This window comes from Alphaproteobacteria bacterium (assembly GCA_030740435.1).
GTDB lineage: Bacteria > Pseudomonadota > Alphaproteobacteria > UBA2966 > UBA2966.
On sequence record JASLXG010000121.1, the window covers coordinates 1 to 19,136 of the forward strand.

Below are 19,136 nucleotides of genomic sequence, written 5' to 3' on the forward strand. Positions count from 1 at the left end.
GTAGCCACCCTCAGCGCCGATTACCCCATCTCTGTGGTCAATTCCCCGTGCTTCAACTGGCTGCGCCCTTGAAGATGTGTGCATCCCTTAGCCGAATGGGGGGCGGAGGCCAAGGGCGCGGATGCGCCCGCCCGGTGAGGGCCCGACAAAAACCTCAGCGCGCCAGAAAGGCGGCAATGATTTGCTGTGCGGCGGCGCCGGGCGAGAGTTCTCCGGCGTTGACGCGAGCCTCCAGTTCGGCCACCAGGGCAGCGGTTTCGGGATCGGCCCGTAGCGCCGCCACCAGCCCCTCCTGCAGCTCGCTCGCCAGCCCGGCGCGTGCCTGTTCGGCCCGCCGCGCCGCCAGGGCCGCGCTGTCGCCGATGGCCTGGCGGTGGCGGACAACGGCCTGCCAGACCTCGTCTATGCCCTGGCGCTGGGCGGCCGAACAGGTCAGCACCTCGGGCTGCCAGTTGGCCATGGTGGGGCGCAAGAGGCCCAGCGCTCCCTGGTATTGCGCCGCCATGGCATGGGCCGCCCGCTCGAGGTCGCCGTCGGCCTTGTTGACCACCACGAGATCGGCGATCTCCATGATGCCGCGCTTGATGCCCTGCAATTCGTCGCCGCCGCCGGGCGCCAGCAGCAACACGAAGCTGTCGACCATGGCGGCCACGGCGATCTCCGACTGGCCGACACCAACGGTTTCGACGATCACCACGTCATGGCCGGCGGCCTCGCAGAGCAGAACGACCTCGCGGCTGCGGCGCGCCACGCCGCCCAGCGTTCCGCCCGAGGGCGAGGGCCGGATGAAGGCCCGGGGATCGCGCGCCAGCTCCTCCATGCGGGTCTTGTCGCCGAGGATCGAGCCGCCCGAACGCAGCGACGAGGGATCGACGGCCAGCACCGCCACCTGCCGCCCGGCTTTGGTCAGGCTGGTGCCCAGGGCCTCGATGAAAGTCGATTTGCCGACCCCGGGGGCGCCGCTGATGCCCAGCCGAACCGCCTCGCCCTCGGCCGGCAGCACTGCCTCGAGCAGGGTCTCGGCTCGGGCACGGTGATCGGGGCGGGAGGATTCGACCAGCGTGATGGCCCGCGCCAGGGCTCGGCGGTCGCCCGCCAGCACGCCAGCGGCCAGGTCCGGCTGCGCTTGCTTTGCCATGGCCGCGAGAGTAGCCCGGATTTCTCACCGGGGTTAGACTCAAGATCGCCATGACCGAGATGCCCCACGAGACCAGCGCCATCGAGACCGTCGAGATGCACACCGGCGGCGAGCCCGTGCGCATCGTCACGGCCGGCTTTCCCGCCATCCAAGGCGACACCATCCTGGCCAAGCGGCGTTATGTGCGCGAGAACCTCGATCACCTGCGGCGCCTGCTGCTGTTCGAGCCGCGCGGGCATTACGACATGTATGGCGTCATCCCGGTCGAGCCCGACCTCGGGGAAGCCGACTTGGCTGTCCTCTTCATGCACAACGAAGGCTACAGCACGATGTGCGGCCACGCCGTCATGGCGCTGGGGCGCTGGGCCGTGGACAGCGGCCTGGTGGCGGCGCGCGAGCCCGAGACCGAGGTCGCCATCCAGTGCCCCTGCGGCCTGGTGCGGACCAGGGTGGCGGTGGACCAGGGCCAGAGCGGCGCCGTGCACTTCATCAGCGTGCCCTCGTTCGCCTTTGCCCTCGACAAGCCGGTGGGCACCGAGACCTATGGCCCGGTGGTCGTCGATATAGCCTACGGCGGCGCCTTCTACGCCCTGGCCCCGGCCGATACCTTCGGCCTCGACGTGCGCAGGTCGCGGGTCCGCGACCTGGTCGATGCCGCCGATCAGGTGACGGCGGCGGTCAAGGCACAGGTGCCGCTAAGCCACCCCGACGACGACGATCTGGCTTTTCTCTACGGCACCATCCTGACCGACGGCAACGATCGGGGCGACGGCCCCAGTGCCAACGTCTGCGTCTTTGCCGCGAGCCAGGTCGATCGCAGCCCTACCGGCTCCGGGGTCTCGGCCCGGGTGGCCGTGCAGCAGGCGCGACGGCTGATCGAGGTGGGGGAAGAACGCCACTTCGAGAGCATCACCGGAGCGCTCTTTTCGGGCCGTCTGAGCGAAGCCACGCGGGCCGGACCTCATGCCGCCGCCATCGTCGAGGTCGGCGGCCAGGCCCACTATTCAGGCAGCGCCCGCTTCACGGTCGAAGCCGACGACCCTTTGAGCCAAGGGTTCGTGTTGCGGTAGAGCATGTCGGGTTTGATCCCGGCTAGCGATCTTCTTCAAGAATTCCCCTGGTTTGCGCCAAGGCGGCGGCAACCACGCGAAACCGAAGTTTGGGATCGAGATCGTCGAGAATCTTGGCCGACTGGCGGCGCACCTCGAGGGCCTCGGCGATCAGCGCCTGGCGGTCCTTGGCCGGCGCCTTGACCCGCTCGGACGCCTCGGCCGCTGACGGCGCAGCCGCCGACGGCGCATCGGCGGCACCGGCCCGGGCGTCTTCCAGCACCTGCTTGACGGTTTCGCTGGCGCCCGTCGGCGCATCCTTGCCGGGCGGCTCGGCGGCACCGGCGCCTTTGCGGATCATGCGGGTCTGGCCGCGCATTTTGAGCGCACCACGGTCGCGCTTGCCTGAAAACAGCGACGGAAGAATCTTTTTGAACACTTCGCACCCTCCGATTCAACGCCAGTGTAGCCTCTTGCGCCGGCCTCTGCTACGACTTCCGTCACAGCTATTTGTGCTCTTTGGAGCAGCCCCCGCCATGCAGTTCGACGACGTGCTGGCCCGCATGAAGGCACTTTCCGACCCGGCCTCGCTGGCCGGCATGGCGCGCTTCGGCATCAAGGCCGACAACGCTTTGGGCTTACGCATTCCCCAGATCCGCGCCCTGGCCAAGGAAATCGGCCGCGATCACGCCCTGGCCCAGGCGCTCTGGCAAAGCGCCATCCACGACGCCCGCCTGCTGGCCCCCATGATCGAAGAACCGGCGGCGGTGACACTGGCGCAAATGGATGCCTGGGCCGGCGATTTCAATTCCTGGGACGTCTGCGACCAGTGTTGCGCCAACCTCTTCTGGCGCCTCGACGCGGCCTGGGACAAGGCCGTGGCCTGGGCCGAGGAGGAGCCCGAGTTCCTAAAAAGGGCGGGCTTTGCCTTGATGGCGGCGCTGGCTTGGAAACACAAGCAGGCGCCGGACGAGCCTTTTCTCGCGCTTTTGCCGGTGATCGAGGCGAAATCCGACGACGGCCGCAATTTCGTCAAAAAAGCCGTGAACTGGGCCCTGAGGCAGATCGGCAAGCGTAACCGGGCGCTCAACCGGGCCGCGGTCGCTTGTGCCGAGCGCATCGCCGGGCGCGGCACCCCTGCGGCGCGCTGGATCGCCCGCGACGCCTTGCGCGAGCTCAGGGCGGAAAAGACGCTGGCCCGGCTCAAGGAATAATCCACCCAGCGCTTGAACCGGGGCCGGCAATCGCCATCTATACCAAAAGCTCCGCCATACCGGGGATCTCCATGACCTTCGACGCAGATACCAAGAAGCACGTTTCCGAAGGCGGCACCTGGCTCAGGCTGGTCTACATGCTGCTGTTCATCATCATCTTCAACGTCGCCGAGCTGGTGCTGGGCGCCGTGGTGGTATTGCAGTTCCTCTTCAAGCTCTTTACCGGCAAGGCCATCGAACAGCTCGAGTCCCTGGGCCAAAGCCTGGCCAGCTATTTTTACCAGATGGTGCTGTTCCTGACCTTCAAGACCGAGGACATGCCCTATCCCTTCGGCCCCTGGCCCAAAGAGGCGCCGGAGCCGCCGCAGCAAGGCCGCCAGCAAGAGCGACGATAGCTAGGCTGCATCCGGCTTTCGCCGTAGCCCGGCAGATCGGGCGCCAAGATCGGGACATCCCGGGCCAGCACCTCGCCGACTCCGCGCCACTGGCCACCGTCGAAACCGGTGCTGTGCAGCAGTACGACAGGCTCGCCGGCCCCGCTTTCGCGTTAGCCGATTTTGAAATGCTATGGATTCGGCCAGCCGGTCGAGTCAAGACGCCTAGCCGGCTATGATGCATCAGGGAGGACCGCAAAACATGAACCAGGGAAATACTCAGAGTTGGCTGCACAAGGTTTACGGCGCCAGCGATACCGCGAAACTGAAAGAACACTACGACAACTGGGCCGAGGGCTACGACGGTGATCTGCAGACCTTCGGCTACCGCTACCCGGCGGTGCTGGCCGGCCTGGCCGGGCGCCACCTCGATCCCGGTGGCGGCCCCATCCTCGATGCCGGCGCCGGCACCGGCCTGATCGGCGAGATACTCGCCCTCATCGGATTCCAAGACTTGGTGGGCATCGACATGTCGGACGGCATGCTGGCGGTGGCGCGGCAGAAGGGCGTCTACACACGCCTCGAGAACATGGTGCTGGGCGAGAAGCTCGATTTTGCCGACCAGAGCTTTGCCGCCGTGGTCTCGACCGGCGTACTCACGGTGGGCCACGCCCCGGCGGCGTCCATGGACGAGCTGGTGCGGGTGACGCGGCCCGGCGGGCACCTGATCTTTTCGCTCACCGTGCAGACCTACGAACAAGATGGCTTCAAGCAAAAGCTCAATGAGCTGGAAGCCGCCGGAAGCTGCCGGCCGTTGGCGGAAACCACCGATTTCGTCGCCCTGGTGGCGATCGACGACGAGGTTTCGCACCCGGCGCGTTTCTTCGTCTACCAGGCGCTATAGGGCCGCCATGACCCAGGCCGATAGCGTCCTGGTGGCGCTGCATTACCAGAACGAAAACTGCCACCCCGAGGGCAAGATCCGCATCGGCCTGGCGGCCGACGCCGAGGACTGGCGGCGTGACGTCATGGCGGCCGCCGGCCGGCTGCTGGCCGGCGCCCGAAGCTGCGGCGTGCCGCTGGTGCACGTGCGCTACGCCATGCACCCGGGGCACGCCAACCTGGTGCCCAACGCCCCCATCTTCCGCCAGATCATCGACCAGGACGCCTGGGTCGAAGGCACCTGGGGCACGGAATTCATCACCGGCCTGGAGCCGGCAGGGGACGAGATCGTCGTCGGCCACGCCCGCATGAACGGATTTTTCGGCTCGCAACTGGCCGAAGTCCTGGCCCATTGGCGGCCCCGCCACCTGGTACTTGCCGGCGTCTCCACGGCCTACGTGGTCGAGGCCACGGCGCGCCACGCCGTCGACGCCGGCTTCGAGGTAAGCATCGCCCACGATGCCTGCGCCACCGGCAGCCGCCAGGCCCACGAGGCCAGCCTGGCGGCGCTGGGGCTGCTTTGCGAAATCCAGGGCGTCGACGATATCGTCGCAGCCTGGCGCTGAAGGAACCTATCCAATGGAAAAACTGGCAAGCGGATACGGACTGATCGAAGGCCCGGTGTGGGACCCCGACCGCGGCCTGATCTATTCCGACGTGATCAACGGCGGCGCCTTCTGTTTGGCTGCCGACGGCAGCGTCTCGACCGTCATCGAGCACCGCCGCGGCATGGGCGGCATGGTGCTGCACGAGACCGGCGGCCTGGTGGTGTCGGGCCGCAACATCGCCTTGAAGCCCCCGGAGGGCGACACCCAGGTGCTGCTGGCCGGCGATCCCGAGGCTGGAATTCTCGGCTTCAACGACATCACCACCGACGCCGCCGGGCGCATCTACGCCGGCTCGCTGGCCTTCCGGCCGGTGGGCGCCGACGACGAGCCGCTGCCCGGCGAGCTTTATTGCCTCGACAGGGATGGCTCTTCCCGGGTGGTCGGCGGCGACGTCATGCTGACCAACGGCATGGGATTCTCGCCCGACGGCAAGCTGCTCTACCATTCGGAATCGCTGCGCCACGTAGTGCGGGTCTACGACGTCGCCGACGACGGTAGCCTCTCTCCTCACCGCAGCTTCGCCGAGGTCAAGCCCGGCGTGCCCGACGGCCTGGCGCTGGCCGAGGACGGATCGGTCTGGGTCGCCGTGGCCCATGGCAGCCGGGTCGACGTGTTCGAGCCCGACGGCCAGAAGCGCCTGGAGATTGCGCTCGAGATCCCCATGGTGACGTCGCTCTGTTTCGGCGGCGACGATCTTCGCGACCTCTACATCGTCACCGGCACCGAGGGTACGGGGCGCGACGACGCCGGCAGCGTGTTCCGCCTGCGCGTCGACGTGCCCGGCCTGCCGGTGGCGCCGGCGCGGGTAGCCGCTAAATAGCCTCGGGCCGCCGCGAAACCACCCGGTTTCGAGTGAGATCGCCCAGCGTCCGGCAGCCCGAGAGCGCCATGGCGCGCTCCACTTCGGCCCGCAGCACGCCCAGCACCCGGTCCACGCCGGCCTCGCCCCCCGCGGCCAGGCCGTAGATGAAGGGCCGGCCGATCATGCAGGCCTTGGCGCCAAGTGCTATGGCCTTGAGCACGTGGCTGCCCCGCCGCACGCCGCCGTCGAGTATGACCTCGGCCCGGTCGCCGACGGCATCGACGATGGGTGCCAGGCGGTCGACGGCGGCCGGGGCGCCGTCGAACTGGCGGCCGCCGTGGTTGGAGACGATGATGGCACTGACGCCGATGTCGACCGCCCGCCTGGCGTCCTCGACCGAGAGAATGCCCTTCAGCGCGAACGGTCCGCCCCAGAGCTCGACCAGCTTGGCGGCGGTCTGCCAGTTGACCGAGCTGTCCATTTGCGACCCCATGTATTCGGCCGCGTTCTGGGAATCGTCGCCGCTGGCCGCCATGCGCTCTGCGAAATTGGGAAAGCCGATCTTGGCCCCCGTCAGCATGCGGAAGCTCCAGCCGAAGTGGCTGGCGAAGCTGACCAGGCTGGCCAGTGTCAGTTTGGGCTGCACCATCATGCCGGTGCGCACGTCGCGTTCGCGGTTGCCGGCCACCGGGGTGTCGACGGTGGCCATCAGCGCCGGGTAGTTGGCGGCGCGGCAGCGCGAGACGAACTCCTCGGTCAGGCCGGGGTCCTTGAAGAAATAGATCTGGAAGAACTTGGGGCCCGAGCCGGCCGCCGCCACCTCCTCGATCGAGGCGGTGGCGGCCGCCGACAGGGAATATGCGGTGCCGGTCCGGCCGGCGGCCCGGGCCACCGCCACTTCACCGCCGGGGTGAAACAGCCGGGTGATGCCGGTGGGCGAGCAGAATACCGGCCATTCCAGTTTCTGGCCCAGCACCTCGGTCGAGGCATCGACGCTATCGACGCCGACCAGATAGTTGGGCACCAGGTCGTAGTCCTCGAAGGCCGTCGTGTTGCGCCCCAGCGTCACTTCGTCTTCCGCGCCGCCGGCGAGAAAGTGATAGACCGGTGCCGGCAGCTTGCGTTCGGCGAGCTGGCGGAAGTCATCGATGTTGAGACACTGGTCGAGACGACGGACGGGGAATTTCATGACGCTCGGGTGCCCCCGACGCTGCCGCCGTTGAAGACGCACTGGATCTGCCGTTCGCTAAGCTGCATGCGCCCAACATAGCATCAAGACGGCGGCGGCGCGTAGGGCCGTGTGCCCGAGCGTCAGGCGGTTTGCGGCAGCGAGGTATTGCTCACCAGGGCGGCGCTGAAATCGGTTTGGCTGAGGTTGGTGCCCTTGAGGCTGACCCCCGAGAGGTTGGTGGGCCAGAGGCGGCCACTGCGCCGGCCGGCGGCGTCGACGATCTGCACCGGGTCGAGCCGGGCCGCAGCCAGCAGGGCGCGGTCGAGATTGGCACCCTCAAGGTTGGCGCCGCTGAGATCGGCGTGATTGAGGTTGGCCTGGCTGAGGTCGGCCTGGCTGAGATCGGCCAGGATCAGCAGGGCGTGGGAGAGATCGGCACCTTCGAGCTTGGCCTGGCGCAGATCGGCGCCGCTGAGATAAGCGCCACTGAGGTCGCGGCCGCCGAGGTTGGCTGCCGTCAGCATGGCGCGGCGGCCGGCGCTGCCGTTGCTCTCGATCCACTGGGCGTGCTCGGCCAGAATCTTTTCCAGATCCAGAGCGACCTCGATGCCACCCTCTTTCTCCAGCAGATAGCGCACCGCCGGCGGCAGGATGGCGCCGGCCAGGCTGGCGCCGAGGAAATTGGCGCCGGCCAGCCGGGCGGCGGTGAAATCGGCACCTGCCATGTTGGCTCCTGCCAGATCGACCCGCTCGAGGTTGGCGCCCTGGCATTGGGCTGCACTCAGGTTGGAGCCCGAAAGGTCGGCCTCTTCGGCCTTGACCTCTCGCAGGTTGGCCGAGACCAATGAAGCGTTGCGAAAGCTGCCTTGGCTGAGGTCGGCTTCCTCGAGATTGGCGTCATCGAGATTGGCCTCGGCGGCGTCGACGCCGGCCAGCGAGGACCGCGAGAGGTTGGCCGAGCGCAGGTTGGTGCGTTTCAGTGTCGCCTGGCGCAGCACGGCGGCGGTCAAGTCGCCCTTTTCAAGTTGGCAGCCGCTGAAATCGGCGCGGCTCGCCTCGACGCCATAGAAACGGGCGCCCGGGGCGCTGGCCTTGCGCAGGTCCGTGCCGATCATCGAGGCGGAGCGGAAATCGGCCAGTGCCGCCTTGGCTTTTTGCAGGTCGGCTCCGTCGAGAATGGCGCTGACGAATTCGCTACTCTGGACCTCGCCGCTGCCGTCGTGGCGCAACGGCCGCAGATCGGCGCCGCCGAATTTGGCGCGTTCCAGCTTGCCGCTGCGAAAACGGGCACCGCGAAGATCGGCGGCACGGAAATCGGCGCCCGCCGATTGGCTGTGGTCGAAGCGGGCGCCGCTCAGCCTGGCGGTGCGGAAGTTGACGCCGGAAAGGTCGCAGCGCGTGAAATTGGCGCCGTCCAGCAGCGCGTCTTCCAAGTTGACGTTGCGCAGCTTCAGGCCACTCAGGTCGCACCCCCTGAGATCGGCTCGCTTGCCGCCCAGCAAGCCGCGCACGAAGCGGCTATGAAGCTTGATCGTCTCGACAAATTCGGCCGGAGTCATGTGGATTCCGATATAACGCCGCTATCGTCTCTAGCTAGCACCGAAGTGACGTGGGCACAACAAAAACTAGGGAAGTCCCTAGTACTATTGAGAGAATTTCCTGGTCGCCAATCAGCAGGTCGAGTGAAAAAGTCCCCCCACCGCCTGGTCCCGGCCGAGCTCGTTGTAGAGCTCGATGGCCGCGGCGGTTTCCAGCACGTGGACTTGGACGCCCTTGTCGCGCAACCCAGGCCAGCGTCGCCGGCGCCACGCCCAGGCGGCGCTGGCGGCCCTCTGAGAGCACAACGATTCGGGCGCCCTTTTCCACCAGCTCGGCCACGTCGGCGGGCTGCACGCCGGGGCTGTGGCGAGTGCCGGATTCGTTCCAGTCCCACTCCTTGGCACCGCCGGGGAAAAGCTTGGCATCGCGAAAGTCGCGGCCGTCGTCTAGTTCCAGCCGGCCCCAGGAATGTCGGGCGATGCGGGGCGAAGGCGGGTGGTCGGTCAAACTAGGCCGCTTGCCGCCGCCGCTCCAGCAACCCCAGCACCTGGCCGGCGGCCGAGGTGATGTTGGTGCCGGGGCCGAATACCGCGGCGACACCGGCGGCTTCCAGCATGGCGTAGTCCTTGGGCGGCACGACGCCGCCGCAGACCACGACGATGTCGCCGCCGCCCTCGGCGCGAAGGCCCTCGATCAATTGCGGCACCAGCGTCTTGTGGCCGGCCGCCTGGGAGGACACGCCGACCACGTGGACGTCGTTCTCGAGGGCCTGGCGGGCGGCCTCCTCGGGGGTCTGGAACAAGGGCCCGATGTCGACGTCGAAGCCGATGTCGGCAAAGGCCGAGGCGATCACCTTGGCGCCGCGGTCGTGGCCGTCCTGGCCCAGCTTGCAGACCAGAATGCGCGGCCGCCGGCCTTCCCGGCCGGCGAAGGTTTCGACCTGGGCCTGCAGGGCGCCAAACTCGGCATCGTCGGCATAGGCGCCGCCGTAGATGCCGGTGACGCTCTGGGTCTCGGCCCGGTGGCGCGAGAAGACGCGTTCCAGGGCATCGGAGATCTCGCCGCCGCTGGCCCGGGCGCGCACCGCCGCGATCGACAATTCGAGCAGGTTGGCGTTGCCCCGGGCGCCCTCTTCCAGGGCTGCCAGCGCCGCCTGGCAGGCCGCCTCGTCGCGCTCGGCGCGGATCTTTTCCAGGTCCGCTACCTGGGCCTCGCGCACGGCCGTGTTGTCGACCTCCAAGAGCTCGAAGTCGGCGACATCCTCGTCGACCTGGTACTTGTTGACGCCGACGAAGACGTCCTCGCCACGATCGACACGGGCCTGGCGCCGCGCCGCGCTCTCCTCGATGCGGCGTTTGGGCATGCCCTCGGCCACGGCCTTGGTCATGCCGCCGAGTTCCTCGACTTCCTCTATCAACTGGCGCGCCGCGGCGGCCAGGCTGTGGGTCAGCGCTTCGACGTAGTAGGAGCCGCCCAGCGGATCCACGACCTTGGTGATGCCGGTTTCCTCCTGCAGGATCAACTGGGTGTTGCGGGCGACCCGGGCGGATTGCTCGGTGGGCAGCGCCAGGGCCTCGTCGAAGGCGTTGGTGTGCAGGCTTTGCGTCCCCCCCAGCGCCGCCGCCATGGCTTCGTAGGCGGTGCGCACGATGTTGTTCATGGGGTCCTGTTCGGTGAGCGAGACGCCGCTGGTCTGGCAGTGCGTGCGTAAGCTAAGCGAGCGCGGGTCCTGGGGCTCGAATTGGGCCATCAGTTCGGCCCACAACAGCCTGGCGGCGCGCAATTTGGCGACTTCCATGAAAAAGTTCATGCCGATGGCGAAGAAGAAGGAGAGCCGGGGCGCGAAGGCATCGACGTCCAAGCCTTTGCTCAGCGCCGCGCGCACATACTCGACGCCGTCGGCCAGGGTGAACCCGAGCTCCTGTACCGCCGTCGCCCCAGCCTCCTGCATGTGGTAGCCGGAAATCGAGATCGGGTTGAAGCGCGGCATGTGTTGCGCCGTATGGGCGATGATATCGGCCACGATGCGCATCGAGGGCTGGGGCGGGTAAATATAAGTGTTGCGCACCATGAATTCCTTGAGCACGTCGTTCTGGATGGTGCCCGTCAGCGCCTCGGGCGCCACGCCCTGTTCCTCGGCGGCCACGATGTAGCCGGCCAGCACCGGCAGCACGGCGCCGTTCATGGTCATGCTGACCGAGACCTTGTCCAGCGCGATGCCTTGGAAGAGGCGCTTCATGTCCTCGACCGTGTCGATGGCGACGCCGGCCTTGCCCACGTCGCCGACGACGCGGGGGTGGTCGGAATCGTAGCCCCGGTGGGTGGCCAGGTCGAAGGCCACCGAGACGCCGGTCTGGCCGGCCGCCAGGTTGCGCCGGAAGAAGGCGTTGGTCTCGGCCGCCGTGGAAAAGCCGCCGTATTGCCGGATGGTCCAGGGCCGGCCAGCGTACATGGTGGCACGTACGCCGCGGGTAAAGGGCGCGAAGCCGGGCAGAGTCTGCTCCATCTGGGCCAGATCGGCGGCCGTATAGAGGGGCTTGATGGCGATGCCCTCGGGGGTGAGCCAGGTCAGCTCGTCGAGGCTTTTGCCCTTGCGCTCCTGCTCCGCCAGGGCCCGCCAGTCGGCTTCCGTGGGCTTTGAAATCTCACTCATGGCCTCGCCTTTCGCACCTGCAACATAATGTTAGTACGGGGTTTCGGGCGGGCGAGTCAACGTGGCCGCGGGTCAGGCGGCTTGTGGTTGGCGATCCAACAATGTTATAACCTTCGTACCAACCAAATATCGCCGGAAATCAGGGATCGAAGCCATGTACAACCTCAAAATCCGCCGCGTCGGCAACTCGCTCGGCGTGACAATTCCCAAGGCCGCGCTCGAAGAACTCAAGGTCGGCGAAGGAGACGTCCTGTGCCTTACCAGCGCTCCCGACGGCTTTCGCGTGACGCCGCACGACGACGTCTTTGCCGAAGGGATGAAGGCCCTCGAAGAGGGCCAGCGACAATATCGCAACGCGCTTCGTGAATTGGCCAAATGACGGACATCGTCTGGCTGCCACTGGAGATCGCACTGGCCGGCCAGGAACAGGCAATTGCCAATCACGGGGGGCAAGGAGGCGTTCGCGACGAGGGACTCTTGGAGTCGGTGTTGGCGCGACCGCAGAATCTGGCAGTCTACGGCGAGCCAAACCTGGCGGAATTAGGGGCTGCCTATGCATTCGGGATTGTGCGCAACCATCCCTTTATCGATGGCAACAAGCGTGCGGCGCTGTTGGCGCTTTTTGCCTTTCTGAGACTCAATGGCCACACGTTGACGGCACCCGAAGTCGACGCCGTATTCGTCTTTCGCGATCTCGCGGCGGGTGAGATTGACGAGGCGACGCTGGCACACTGGATCGCTGCCAACATGGCTTCCTTTGACGAGGCGCCGGCATGACCGCACTGGCCCCCCGCATCACGGCGCTGTTGGGCCCGACCAACACCGGCAAGACGCATTTTGCCGTGGAGCGCCTGCTGGGCCATAGGGGCGGCGTCATCGGCCTGCCCTTGCGGCTCTTGGCACGCGAGGTCTACGACCGGGTGGTCAAGGCCAAGGGAAAAGGCCAGGTGGCCCTGGTGACGGGCGAGGAAAAAATCGTCCCGGACCGGCCCAGCTATTTCGTCTGCACCGTCGAATCGATGCCCTTGGAGCGCCGCTTTGCCTTCGTCGCCGTCGACGAGATCCAGCTGGCCGCCGACCCCGAACGCGGCCACGTCTTTACCGACCGCCTGCTGCGCGCCCGGGGCAGCGCCGAGACCATGCTGTTGGGTGCCGAAACCGTGCGCCCGCTGATCCGCCGCCTGGTGCCCGAGGCCGAGTTCGTCGGCCGGCCGCGTTTTTCCACGCTCGCCTTCGCCGGCCACAAGAAGCTCTCGCGGCTGCCCCGCCGCTCAGCAATCGTCGCCTTCTCGGCCACCGACGTCTACGCCATCGCCGAGTTGGTGCGGCGCCAGCGCGGCGGAGCGGCGGTGGTGCTGGGGGCGCTGTCGCCGCGCAGCCGCAACGCCCAAGTCGCCATGTTCGAGGCCGGCGAGGTCGATTACCTGGTGGCCACCGACGCCATCGGCATGGGCTTGAACCTCGATCTCGACCATGTCGCCTTCGCCAAGCTACGGAAGTTCGACGGCCGCCGCCTGCGCACCCTCTATGCCCCCGAGATCGCCCAGATCGCCGGCCGCGCCGGGCGCCACATGAGCGACGGCAGCTTCGGCACCACGGCCGAAGCCGGCGAGTTGGAGCCTGGCGTCGTCGAGCGCGTCGAGGGACACCGCTTCCGGGCGCTGCGCACGCTGCACTGGCGCAATTCGGCGCTCGACTTCCGATCGCTGGGCGCTTTACGGGCCAGCCTCGAGGCGCCGCCCGAGGAGGGTCTCCGCAAGATCCTGCAGCCGGCCCGCCTGGCCGTCGACGAAGTGGCGCTGGAGACCCTGGCCAAGGATGAAGAAATCGCCAAACGGGCGCGCGGCCGGGCCGCCGTCAGGCTGCTCTGGGAGGTCTGCCAGATCCCCGACTTCCGCAAGACCCTGGCCGAGGAGCACGCTGCGCTGCTGGGCCGCATCTTCGGCCACCTCAGCGGACCCGGGGAAAGCCTGCCCAACGACTGGGTGGCGGCCCAAGTCGACCGCCTCGACCAGAGCGCCGGCGACATCGACACCCTGTCGGCCCGCATCGCCCACATCCGCACCTGGACCTACATCTCCCATCGCCAGGGCTGGACCCGCGACGCCGGGCACTGGCAGCAGCGCACCCGGGCCATCGAGGATCGGCTATCGGATGCCTTGCACGAGCGCCTGACCCAACGCTTCGTCGATCAGCGCACGGCCGCCCTGGTGCGCCGGCTGAAGGACCGCGAGCCCTTGCTGGGCAGCGTCTCGGCGGCCGGCGAGGTGCTGGTCGAGGGTCACCAGGTGGGGCGCCTGGAAGGCTTTCGCCTGGCCCTCGAGGAAGCCCACGGCAACAGCCTCGAGGCCCGCGCCGTGCGCTCGGCGGCGTTGCGCATCGTGGGCCGCGAGACGGCGCTGAGGGCGCGGCGCCTGGCGGCCGCGCCCGACGCCGACTTCGCCCTGGAGAGCAGCGGCCTGTTGCTCTGGCAGGGTGCGCCGGTGGCCCGCCTGGGGCCGGGGCGCGAGCCGGCCCGGCCGGCCCTCGAGCTGCTGCTGGGCGAACTCGACGGCAACGCCAGCCGGTCCGTGGAAAAACGTCTGACAGGCTGGCTGCGGGACCACCTGAGGCGCTACCTGGGACCGCTCCTGGGCTTGGCCGGGCTCGAGCTTTCGGCGCCGGGCCGGGGGCTGTGCTTTCAGCTCGGCGAAGCCCTGGGGGCGCTGCCGCGCAGCCAGGTGGCGGCCCAGGTGAGCGCCCTCAAGCCCGCCGAGAGAGCCAGGCTTAGGGCCGCCGGTCTGCGCATCGGTGCCTTTGCCGTCTTCCTGCCGGCGCTCCTCAAGCCCCGGCCAGCGGCGCTTTGTTGTCTGCTCTGGGCCATTCACCAGGGATATCGGGAGCCGCCGGCGGTGCCGGCGCCAGGCCTGGTCTCGCTGCCCATCGAGGCGGCCCAACCGGCCGGCTTCTACGCCGCCGCCGGCTTTTTCCCCTGCGCCAGCCGCGCCGTGCGCATCGACATGATCGAAAAACTCGCCGCTACGGTGCGCCGGCTGGCCCGGGCCGGACCGGTGGCGTCCAACCACGAACTGTTGTCGCTGGTGGGCTGCCAGCGCCGGGAGTTCGCCGCCATCATGCGGAACATCGGCTACCGCGCCCGGGGCCAGGGCGAGGACCAGAGATTCGTTTTCACGGGGCCGGCAAAACCGCGGCGACGGAACCCACGCCGCGGCTCCCCGGCGTCCGCCGACTCACCGTTCGCGGCGCTGGGCGAGCTGCGGGTGAAAACCAAGCAATCATGACCCGGGGGGAAATGCAGCCTAGCCTGCGCCTTGACCGTTGGCTCTGGTTCGCGCGCTTTTTCAAGAGCCGCGCCATCGCCAGCCGGCTCTGCGCCGCCCGGCGCGTGCGGCTCAATGGTCGGGTGGTGGCCAAGGCCAACCAGCAGGTGCGGCCCGGCGACGTGCTGACCTTTCCCCAGGCCCGCAACATCCGGGTGGTACGCCTGGTGGCGCTGGGCAGCCGCCGCGGCCCGGCCGCCGAGGCCCAGGGGCTCTATGAGGATCTTGATCCCGTGGATCTTGATCCCGCGGCTCTCGAGCCGGCGCTGGCCGAAGCCGTTCCGGCCCAGCCCGCCGGCCTCACCCGCGAGCCCGGAACGGGCCGCCCCACCAAGGCCCAGCGCCGTGCCATCGACCGCCTGCGCGAACAACATTAGCTAACGCGTTGCAAGGGGCCGGCGGCATGTGATAGGCAAGCCGCCACAGTGTTTTTCGTGGAATTTCGTGCGGCGGGCCCATGATCAATCGCATCAAAGCTTTGTTCGAGGCCGTGGATGAAGGTGCCGGGACGGCGGCGCCCGGCCCCGGCGTCGACGGCCGGCAACTGGCGGCGGCTACCCTGATGGTCGAGGCGGCCTGCCTCGACGGCAGTTTCGATACCGCCGAACGCCACACCATCGGCGCGCTGCTGGGTGGACATTTCGGGCTCACGGAAGAGGAATCCGCCACCTTGATGAGTGAGGCCGAGCAAGCCCAGGACGAGGCCAATCACCTGCTCCGCTTCACCCGTGCCATCAAGGAAAGCTATGCCCCGGAGGAACGCGTCGAGCTCATCGAGATGCTCTGGGAGGTGGCCTACGCCGACGGCATTTTGCACGACTACGAGGCCAACCTCTTGCGTCGCATCGGCGGCTTGATATATGTCTCGGATCGCGAACGCGGCGCCGCCCGGCGGCGCGTCGTGGCCCGGCTCGGGCTGGCGGACGAGCCGCCGTCCCGCCAGCACTAAAAGCTTTGGGAAGTAACCGCCAGTAGTCCCCAAGGGGAGACCAGCATGACCTACATCGTCATCGACGGCTGCATTAAGTGCAAATACATGGACTGCATCGAGGTGTGTCCGGTGGATTGCTTCTATGAGGGGGAGAACATGCTGGTCATTCACCCCGACGAATGCATCGACTGCGGCGTCTGCGAGCCCGAATGTCCCATCGAGGCGATCAAGCCCGACACCGACGACGGCATCGAGCGCTGGGTCCAGATCAACCAGGAATACGCCGAAAAGTGGCCCAATATCACCCGCAAGGGAGAGCCACCCGAGGATCGCGAGGAGTGGAAGGAAGTCCCCAACAAGTTTGAAGAGCATTTCAGCGAGAATCCCGGAACCGGAGATTAAACCGCTTTAGGATTTCCCCTGACCATCCAGGCCCGCCGAGAGCTAGCCACAAAGACGCCGCAAGCAGCAAGGGCTTCATCGGGTTAACGATTTCGCACTGCACCCTGTATTTTGCACGTGCGATATGGTAATATTGTTGCGGTCACAAGCATTGACATGGCTTTTCGACTGGCCGGCTGGCACGAGAACGGCGCTACCGGCTTTTTTGTAAGAGAGTGAGGCAATGGCGAAGAGCAGCGATTTCAAGACCAACGACTATGTGGTTTATCCCACCCACGGCGTCGGCAAGATCACCGGCGTCGAGGAACAGGAGATCTCCGGCACCAAGCTGAAGCTTTTCGTGATCAATTTCGAGAAAGACAAGATGATCCTGCGGGTGCCCACCGGCAAGGCCAAGACCAGCGGCATGCGGCGCCTGTCGACGCCGCAAAAGATGGCCTCGGCGATCACCACGCTGAAGGGCCGGGCTCGCGTCAAGCGCACCATGTGGAGCCGTCGAGCCCAGGAATACGAGGCCAAGATCAACTCGGGCGACCCGGTTTTCATCGCCGAGGTGATCCGCGATCTGCACCGCTCCTCCAACCACCCCCATCAGTCCTACAGCGAGCGCCAGATCTACGAAGCCGCCATGGCCCGCCTGGCCCGTGAACTGGCGGCCGTCGAGAAAATCGACGAGGACGCCGCCACCGAGCGCCTGGAGGGCGTGCTGGCGGCAGCCTGAGACGGCGCCGAGCGCCGCCGGATACTTGGCGGCAAAGGGATGCTATCATGCGGCAGGGTTAACACCCTGCCGTTTTGATTCAGGACCCCCGCATGGCCCTCCCCGACGACAGCATCTACGCCACGTTGAGCGCCACGCAGCGGGTCTGGGCGGTGGGTGCCATTCGGGGCCAGACCGAGCGCCTCGAGGCCTTGCATACTGAGCTCGAAAAACGCTTCGAGCGCTACGACCGGCTGGTCTATCTGGGCAACTTCCTGGGCTTTGGCGACGACGTCGGCGGCACCATCGACGAGTTGTTGCGCTTTCGCCGCACGTTGCTGGCGCGGCCCGCCATGATTCCGGCCGACATCGTCTTCCTGCGCGGCGCCCAGGAGGAAATGTGGCGCAAGCTATTGGAACTGCAGTTCGCGCCGAACCCCGGCGAAGTGCTGACTTGGATGCTCGATCAGGGCGTCAGCGCCACCCTGGCGACTTATGGCGGCCGGCCCGAAGAGGGGCACGGCCGTTGCCGCGAAGGCGCCATGGCCATTACCCGCTGGACGGTGCAACTGCGCGCCGCGGTCCATGACCGGCCCGGCCACGACGAGTTGCTGGGGGCGCTGAAACGTCTCGCCTTCACCCAGGGCGGCGAATTGCTCTTCGTCGCCGCCGGCCTCGATCCCAGCCGGCCGCTCAGCGAACAGGGCGACACCCTGTGGTGGGGGTCGGGCTACTTCGCCGCCATCGAGGCTCCCTATGCCAACTTCGCGCGCGTCGTGCGCGGTCACGACAGGGGGCAAAAAGGTCTCGAGATGGGCGGCGTCACGGCGACCTTGGATGGCGGCTGCGGTTTCGGCGGCAACCTCAATGCCGCCTGTTTCACCCTCGACGGCAAGCCCGCTGACTGGATTCAGGTATAAGCAACCGTCACTTCCGCTTCGGCGGCCACCGGCTCACGCTTTCGTTATCGCCCGCAAAGGGCTGAAAGCCCTCTTTTAAAAGGGCCTTCTCGACTCTTTTTCGGACTCGGGCGACAGGCCTATTGACAACGCTTCTTAGATCAATTCTAATTTTAACCCGACTAACGATGTCGACTACTTTTGCGGCCGGAGGGGGACCCGGCCGGTAGCAGGACGGAGTAGCGAAATGGGTTATATCGACACACCGCAGACCCAGCAGGCCAACCGCCGTTTCATCAAGGCGGCCATGAGCATCCCGCTGTTGCAGCGCGAGCACGAATTGGACCTGGCCCGACGCTGGCGCGAAGAGGGCGACCGGAAGGCGCTTCATGATCTGGTCTCACCGTATCTGCGCCTGGTCATCAGTACGGCGTCGCGCTTTCGCAGCTACGGCCTGCCGATCGGCGATCTCTTGCAAGAGGGCAATGTCGGCCTGATGCAGGCGGCGGCGCGTTTCGAGCCCGAGCGCCAGGTGCGTTTCTCGACCTACGCCAGTTGGTGGATCCGCTCGTCGATGCAGGAATTCATCCTGCGCAACTGGTCGATCGTGCGCACTGGCACCACGGCGGCCCAGAAGTCGCTGTTCTTCAATCTGCGGCGCCTGCGCGCCCGTATCGATGGCAGCGGCGAATACATGGACGCCGCGGGCAAGCAGTTCATCGCCGACCAGCTGCGCGTGCCGCTGCGCGACGTCGAGGTCATGGAATCGCGGCTTACCGGCCACGACAAGTCGCTCAACGCCAGCGTCGGCGAGAGCGGCGATAGCGAATTGCAGGACCTGATGCCGGCCCAGGGCCCCGACCCGGAAGAACTGGTGGCCGAGGCCCGCGACGCCGCCACCCGGGCGCTCTGGCTGAGCGACGCCGTGGCCGAGCTCAGCCCGCGCGAGCAAACCATCATCCGTGAGCGCCGGCTGCAGGAAGATTCACCGACCCTCGAGGCCTTGGGCGGCCGCCTCGGCATCAGCAAGGAACGGGTGCGCCAGATCGAACAGGAGGCCCTGGCCAAGCTCAAGACAACCATCAGCGAACGCGTCGGCGACCCCGTCGCCGTGGGCCTGTTGGTGGGGTAGTTATTTTGTCGCTCACGGCGGATTCTTGTCGCTCACGGCGGCTCCGCTTCGCTCCGCTGCCTGCGCGGGCGCGCCGCAGTAGCGGCGGGTCGCGGTCGCTCCCGTTGCACCAAAACCAAACAACAAAAAGTGGTGACAGGCCCCGCTTTTCTGTGGCGGCGGCACTAAGCCGCCCCCCGAATGGGGCTAAGGGATGCACACATCGAGTAGTTGACGTTCCGGTCATGCCCGGCACCGGCTGGGCTGTGGAAAAGCCTTGTAG

The 19,136-nt window shown here is 67.1% G+C and carries 20 protein-coding genes; 15 read left to right on the top strand and 5 right to left on the bottom strand.

The genetic code is table 11. From position 1 onward, the window contains the following. Positions 1–154: 154 nt before the first annotated feature. The gene (gene meaB / locus QGG75_12785; GenBank protein ID MDP6068108.1) at positions 155–1,138 is read right to left on the bottom strand and encodes a methylmalonyl Co-A mutase-associated GTPase MeaB; all 984 of its coding nucleotides are present in this window, start codon (positions 1,136–1,138) and stop codon (positions 155–157) included. Positions 1,139–1,188: 50 nt separating this feature from the next. Here meaB and QGG75_12790 point away from each other — a divergent pair, with 50 nt between their 5' ends. Next, positions 1,189–2,208: a proline racemase family protein gene (locus QGG75_12790; protein ID MDP6068109.1), complete on the top strand. Its 1,020-nt coding sequence runs from the start codon at positions 1,189–1,191 to the stop codon at positions 2,206–2,208. 22 nt (positions 2,209–2,230) lie between these two features. Here QGG75_12790 and QGG75_12795 read toward each other — a convergent pair whose 3' ends face one another. Next, positions 2,231–2,626 (bottom strand): hypothetical protein, encoded by a 396-nt coding sequence (locus QGG75_12795; GenBank protein ID MDP6068110.1) that lies wholly within the window; start codon positions 2,624–2,626, stop codon positions 2,231–2,233. A 97-nt stretch (positions 2,627–2,723) separates the two neighbouring features. Here QGG75_12795 and QGG75_12800 point away from each other — a divergent pair, with 97 nt between their 5' ends. The 5 genes from QGG75_12800 (at position 2,724) to QGG75_12820 (ending at position 6,145) form a co-directional block, all read left to right on the top strand. Further along, positions 2,724–3,401, top strand: a complete 678-nt coding sequence (locus QGG75_12800) for a DNA alkylation repair protein (protein ID MDP6068111.1) — start codon at positions 2,724–2,726, stop codon at positions 3,399–3,401. 71 nt (positions 3,402–3,472) lie between these two features. Next, positions 3,473–3,796 (top strand): DUF4389 domain-containing protein, encoded by a 324-nt coding sequence (locus QGG75_12805; GenBank protein MDP6068112.1) that lies wholly within the window; start codon positions 3,473–3,475, stop codon positions 3,794–3,796. A 241-nt stretch (positions 3,797–4,037) separates the two neighbouring features. Beyond that, on the top strand, positions 4,038–4,679 hold the full coding sequence (locus tag QGG75_12810; protein MDP6068113.1) for a methyltransferase domain-containing protein: 642 nt from the start codon (positions 4,038–4,040) through the stop codon (positions 4,677–4,679). Positions 4,680–4,686: 7 nt separating this feature from the next. Further along, positions 4,687–5,283, top strand: coding sequence for an isochorismatase family cysteine hydrolase (locus QGG75_12815; protein ID MDP6068114.1), 597 nt, complete (start codon positions 4,687–4,689; stop codon positions 5,281–5,283). A 13-nt stretch (positions 5,284–5,296) separates the two neighbouring features. After that, positions 5,297–6,145 (top strand): SMP-30/gluconolactonase/LRE family protein, encoded by an 849-nt coding sequence (locus QGG75_12820; GenBank protein ID MDP6068115.1) that lies wholly within the window; start codon positions 5,297–5,299, stop codon positions 6,143–6,145. Here QGG75_12820 and QGG75_12825 read toward each other — a convergent pair. The 3 genes from QGG75_12825 to scpA form a co-directional block, all read right to left on the bottom strand. Further along, entirely contained in the window at positions 6,138–7,316 is a 1,179-nt protein-coding gene (locus QGG75_12825) for an alpha-hydroxy acid oxidase (protein ID MDP6068116.1), read from the bottom strand. The genes QGG75_12820 and QGG75_12825 overlap by 8 nt on opposite strands. A gap of 122 nt (positions 7,317–7,438) precedes the next feature. Beyond that, on the bottom strand, positions 7,439–8,857 hold the full coding sequence (locus QGG75_12830) for a pentapeptide repeat-containing protein (GenBank protein MDP6068117.1): 1,419 nt from the start codon (positions 8,855–8,857) through the stop codon (positions 7,439–7,441). A gap of 488 nt (positions 8,858–9,345) precedes the next feature. Next, positions 9,346–11,490 (bottom strand): methylmalonyl-CoA mutase, encoded by a 2,145-nt coding sequence (gene scpA, locus QGG75_12835; protein ID MDP6068118.1) that lies wholly within the window; start codon positions 11,488–11,490, stop codon positions 9,346–9,348. Positions 11,491–11,644: 154 nt separating this feature from the next. Between scpA and QGG75_12840 the strand changes: the two genes are divergently transcribed. The 9 genes from QGG75_12840 to QGG75_12880 all read left to right on the top strand — a co-directional run bounded on the left by QGG75_12840 (position 11,645) and on the right by QGG75_12880 (position 18,874). After that, on the top strand, positions 11,645–11,869 hold the full coding sequence (locus QGG75_12840; GenBank protein MDP6068119.1) for an AbrB/MazE/SpoVT family DNA-binding domain-containing protein: 225 nt from the start codon (positions 11,645–11,647) through the stop codon (positions 11,867–11,869). Continuing rightward, positions 11,866–12,267, top strand: a complete 402-nt coding sequence (locus QGG75_12845; GenBank protein MDP6068120.1) for a type II toxin-antitoxin system death-on-curing family toxin — start codon at positions 11,866–11,868, stop codon at positions 12,265–12,267. Before QGG75_12840 ends, QGG75_12845 begins: the two co-directional genes overlap by 4 nt. Next, positions 12,264–14,771 carry a helicase-related protein gene (locus QGG75_12850; GenBank protein ID MDP6068121.1) on the top strand — a complete coding sequence of 836 codons (2,508 nt, stop codon included), beginning with the start codon at positions 12,264–12,266 and terminating at the stop codon, positions 14,769–14,771. Before QGG75_12845 ends, QGG75_12850 begins: the two co-directional genes overlap by 4 nt. Positions 14,772–14,782: 11 nt before the next feature. Then, positions 14,783–15,187, top strand: coding sequence for an RNA-binding S4 domain-containing protein (locus QGG75_12855; protein MDP6068122.1), 405 nt, complete (start codon positions 14,783–14,785; stop codon positions 15,185–15,187). Positions 15,188–15,267: 80 nt separating this feature from the next. After that, on the top strand, positions 15,268–15,759 hold the full coding sequence (locus QGG75_12860) for a TerB family tellurite resistance protein (protein MDP6068123.1): 492 nt from the start codon (positions 15,268–15,270) through the stop codon (positions 15,757–15,759). A 45-nt stretch (positions 15,760–15,804) separates the two neighbouring features. Then, positions 15,805–16,143, top strand: a complete 339-nt coding sequence (locus QGG75_12865) for a ferredoxin family protein (GenBank protein MDP6068124.1) — start codon at positions 15,805–15,807, stop codon at positions 16,141–16,143. A 223-nt stretch (positions 16,144–16,366) separates the two neighbouring features. Further along, complete coding sequence (locus tag QGG75_12870; GenBank protein MDP6068125.1) at positions 16,367–16,864, top strand: CarD family transcriptional regulator; 498 nt, start codon at positions 16,367–16,369, stop codon at positions 16,862–16,864. A 92-nt stretch (positions 16,865–16,956) separates the two neighbouring features. After that, positions 16,957–17,763, top strand: a complete 807-nt coding sequence (locus QGG75_12875) for a hypothetical protein (protein ID MDP6068126.1) — start codon at positions 16,957–16,959, stop codon at positions 17,761–17,763. Between the two features lie 226 nt (positions 17,764–17,989). Beyond that, positions 17,990–18,874 carry an RNA polymerase factor sigma-32 gene (locus QGG75_12880; GenBank protein ID MDP6068127.1) on the top strand — a complete coding sequence of 295 codons (885 nt, stop codon included), beginning with the start codon at positions 17,990–17,992 and terminating at the stop codon, positions 18,872–18,874. Positions 18,875–19,136 lie beyond the last annotated feature (262 nt).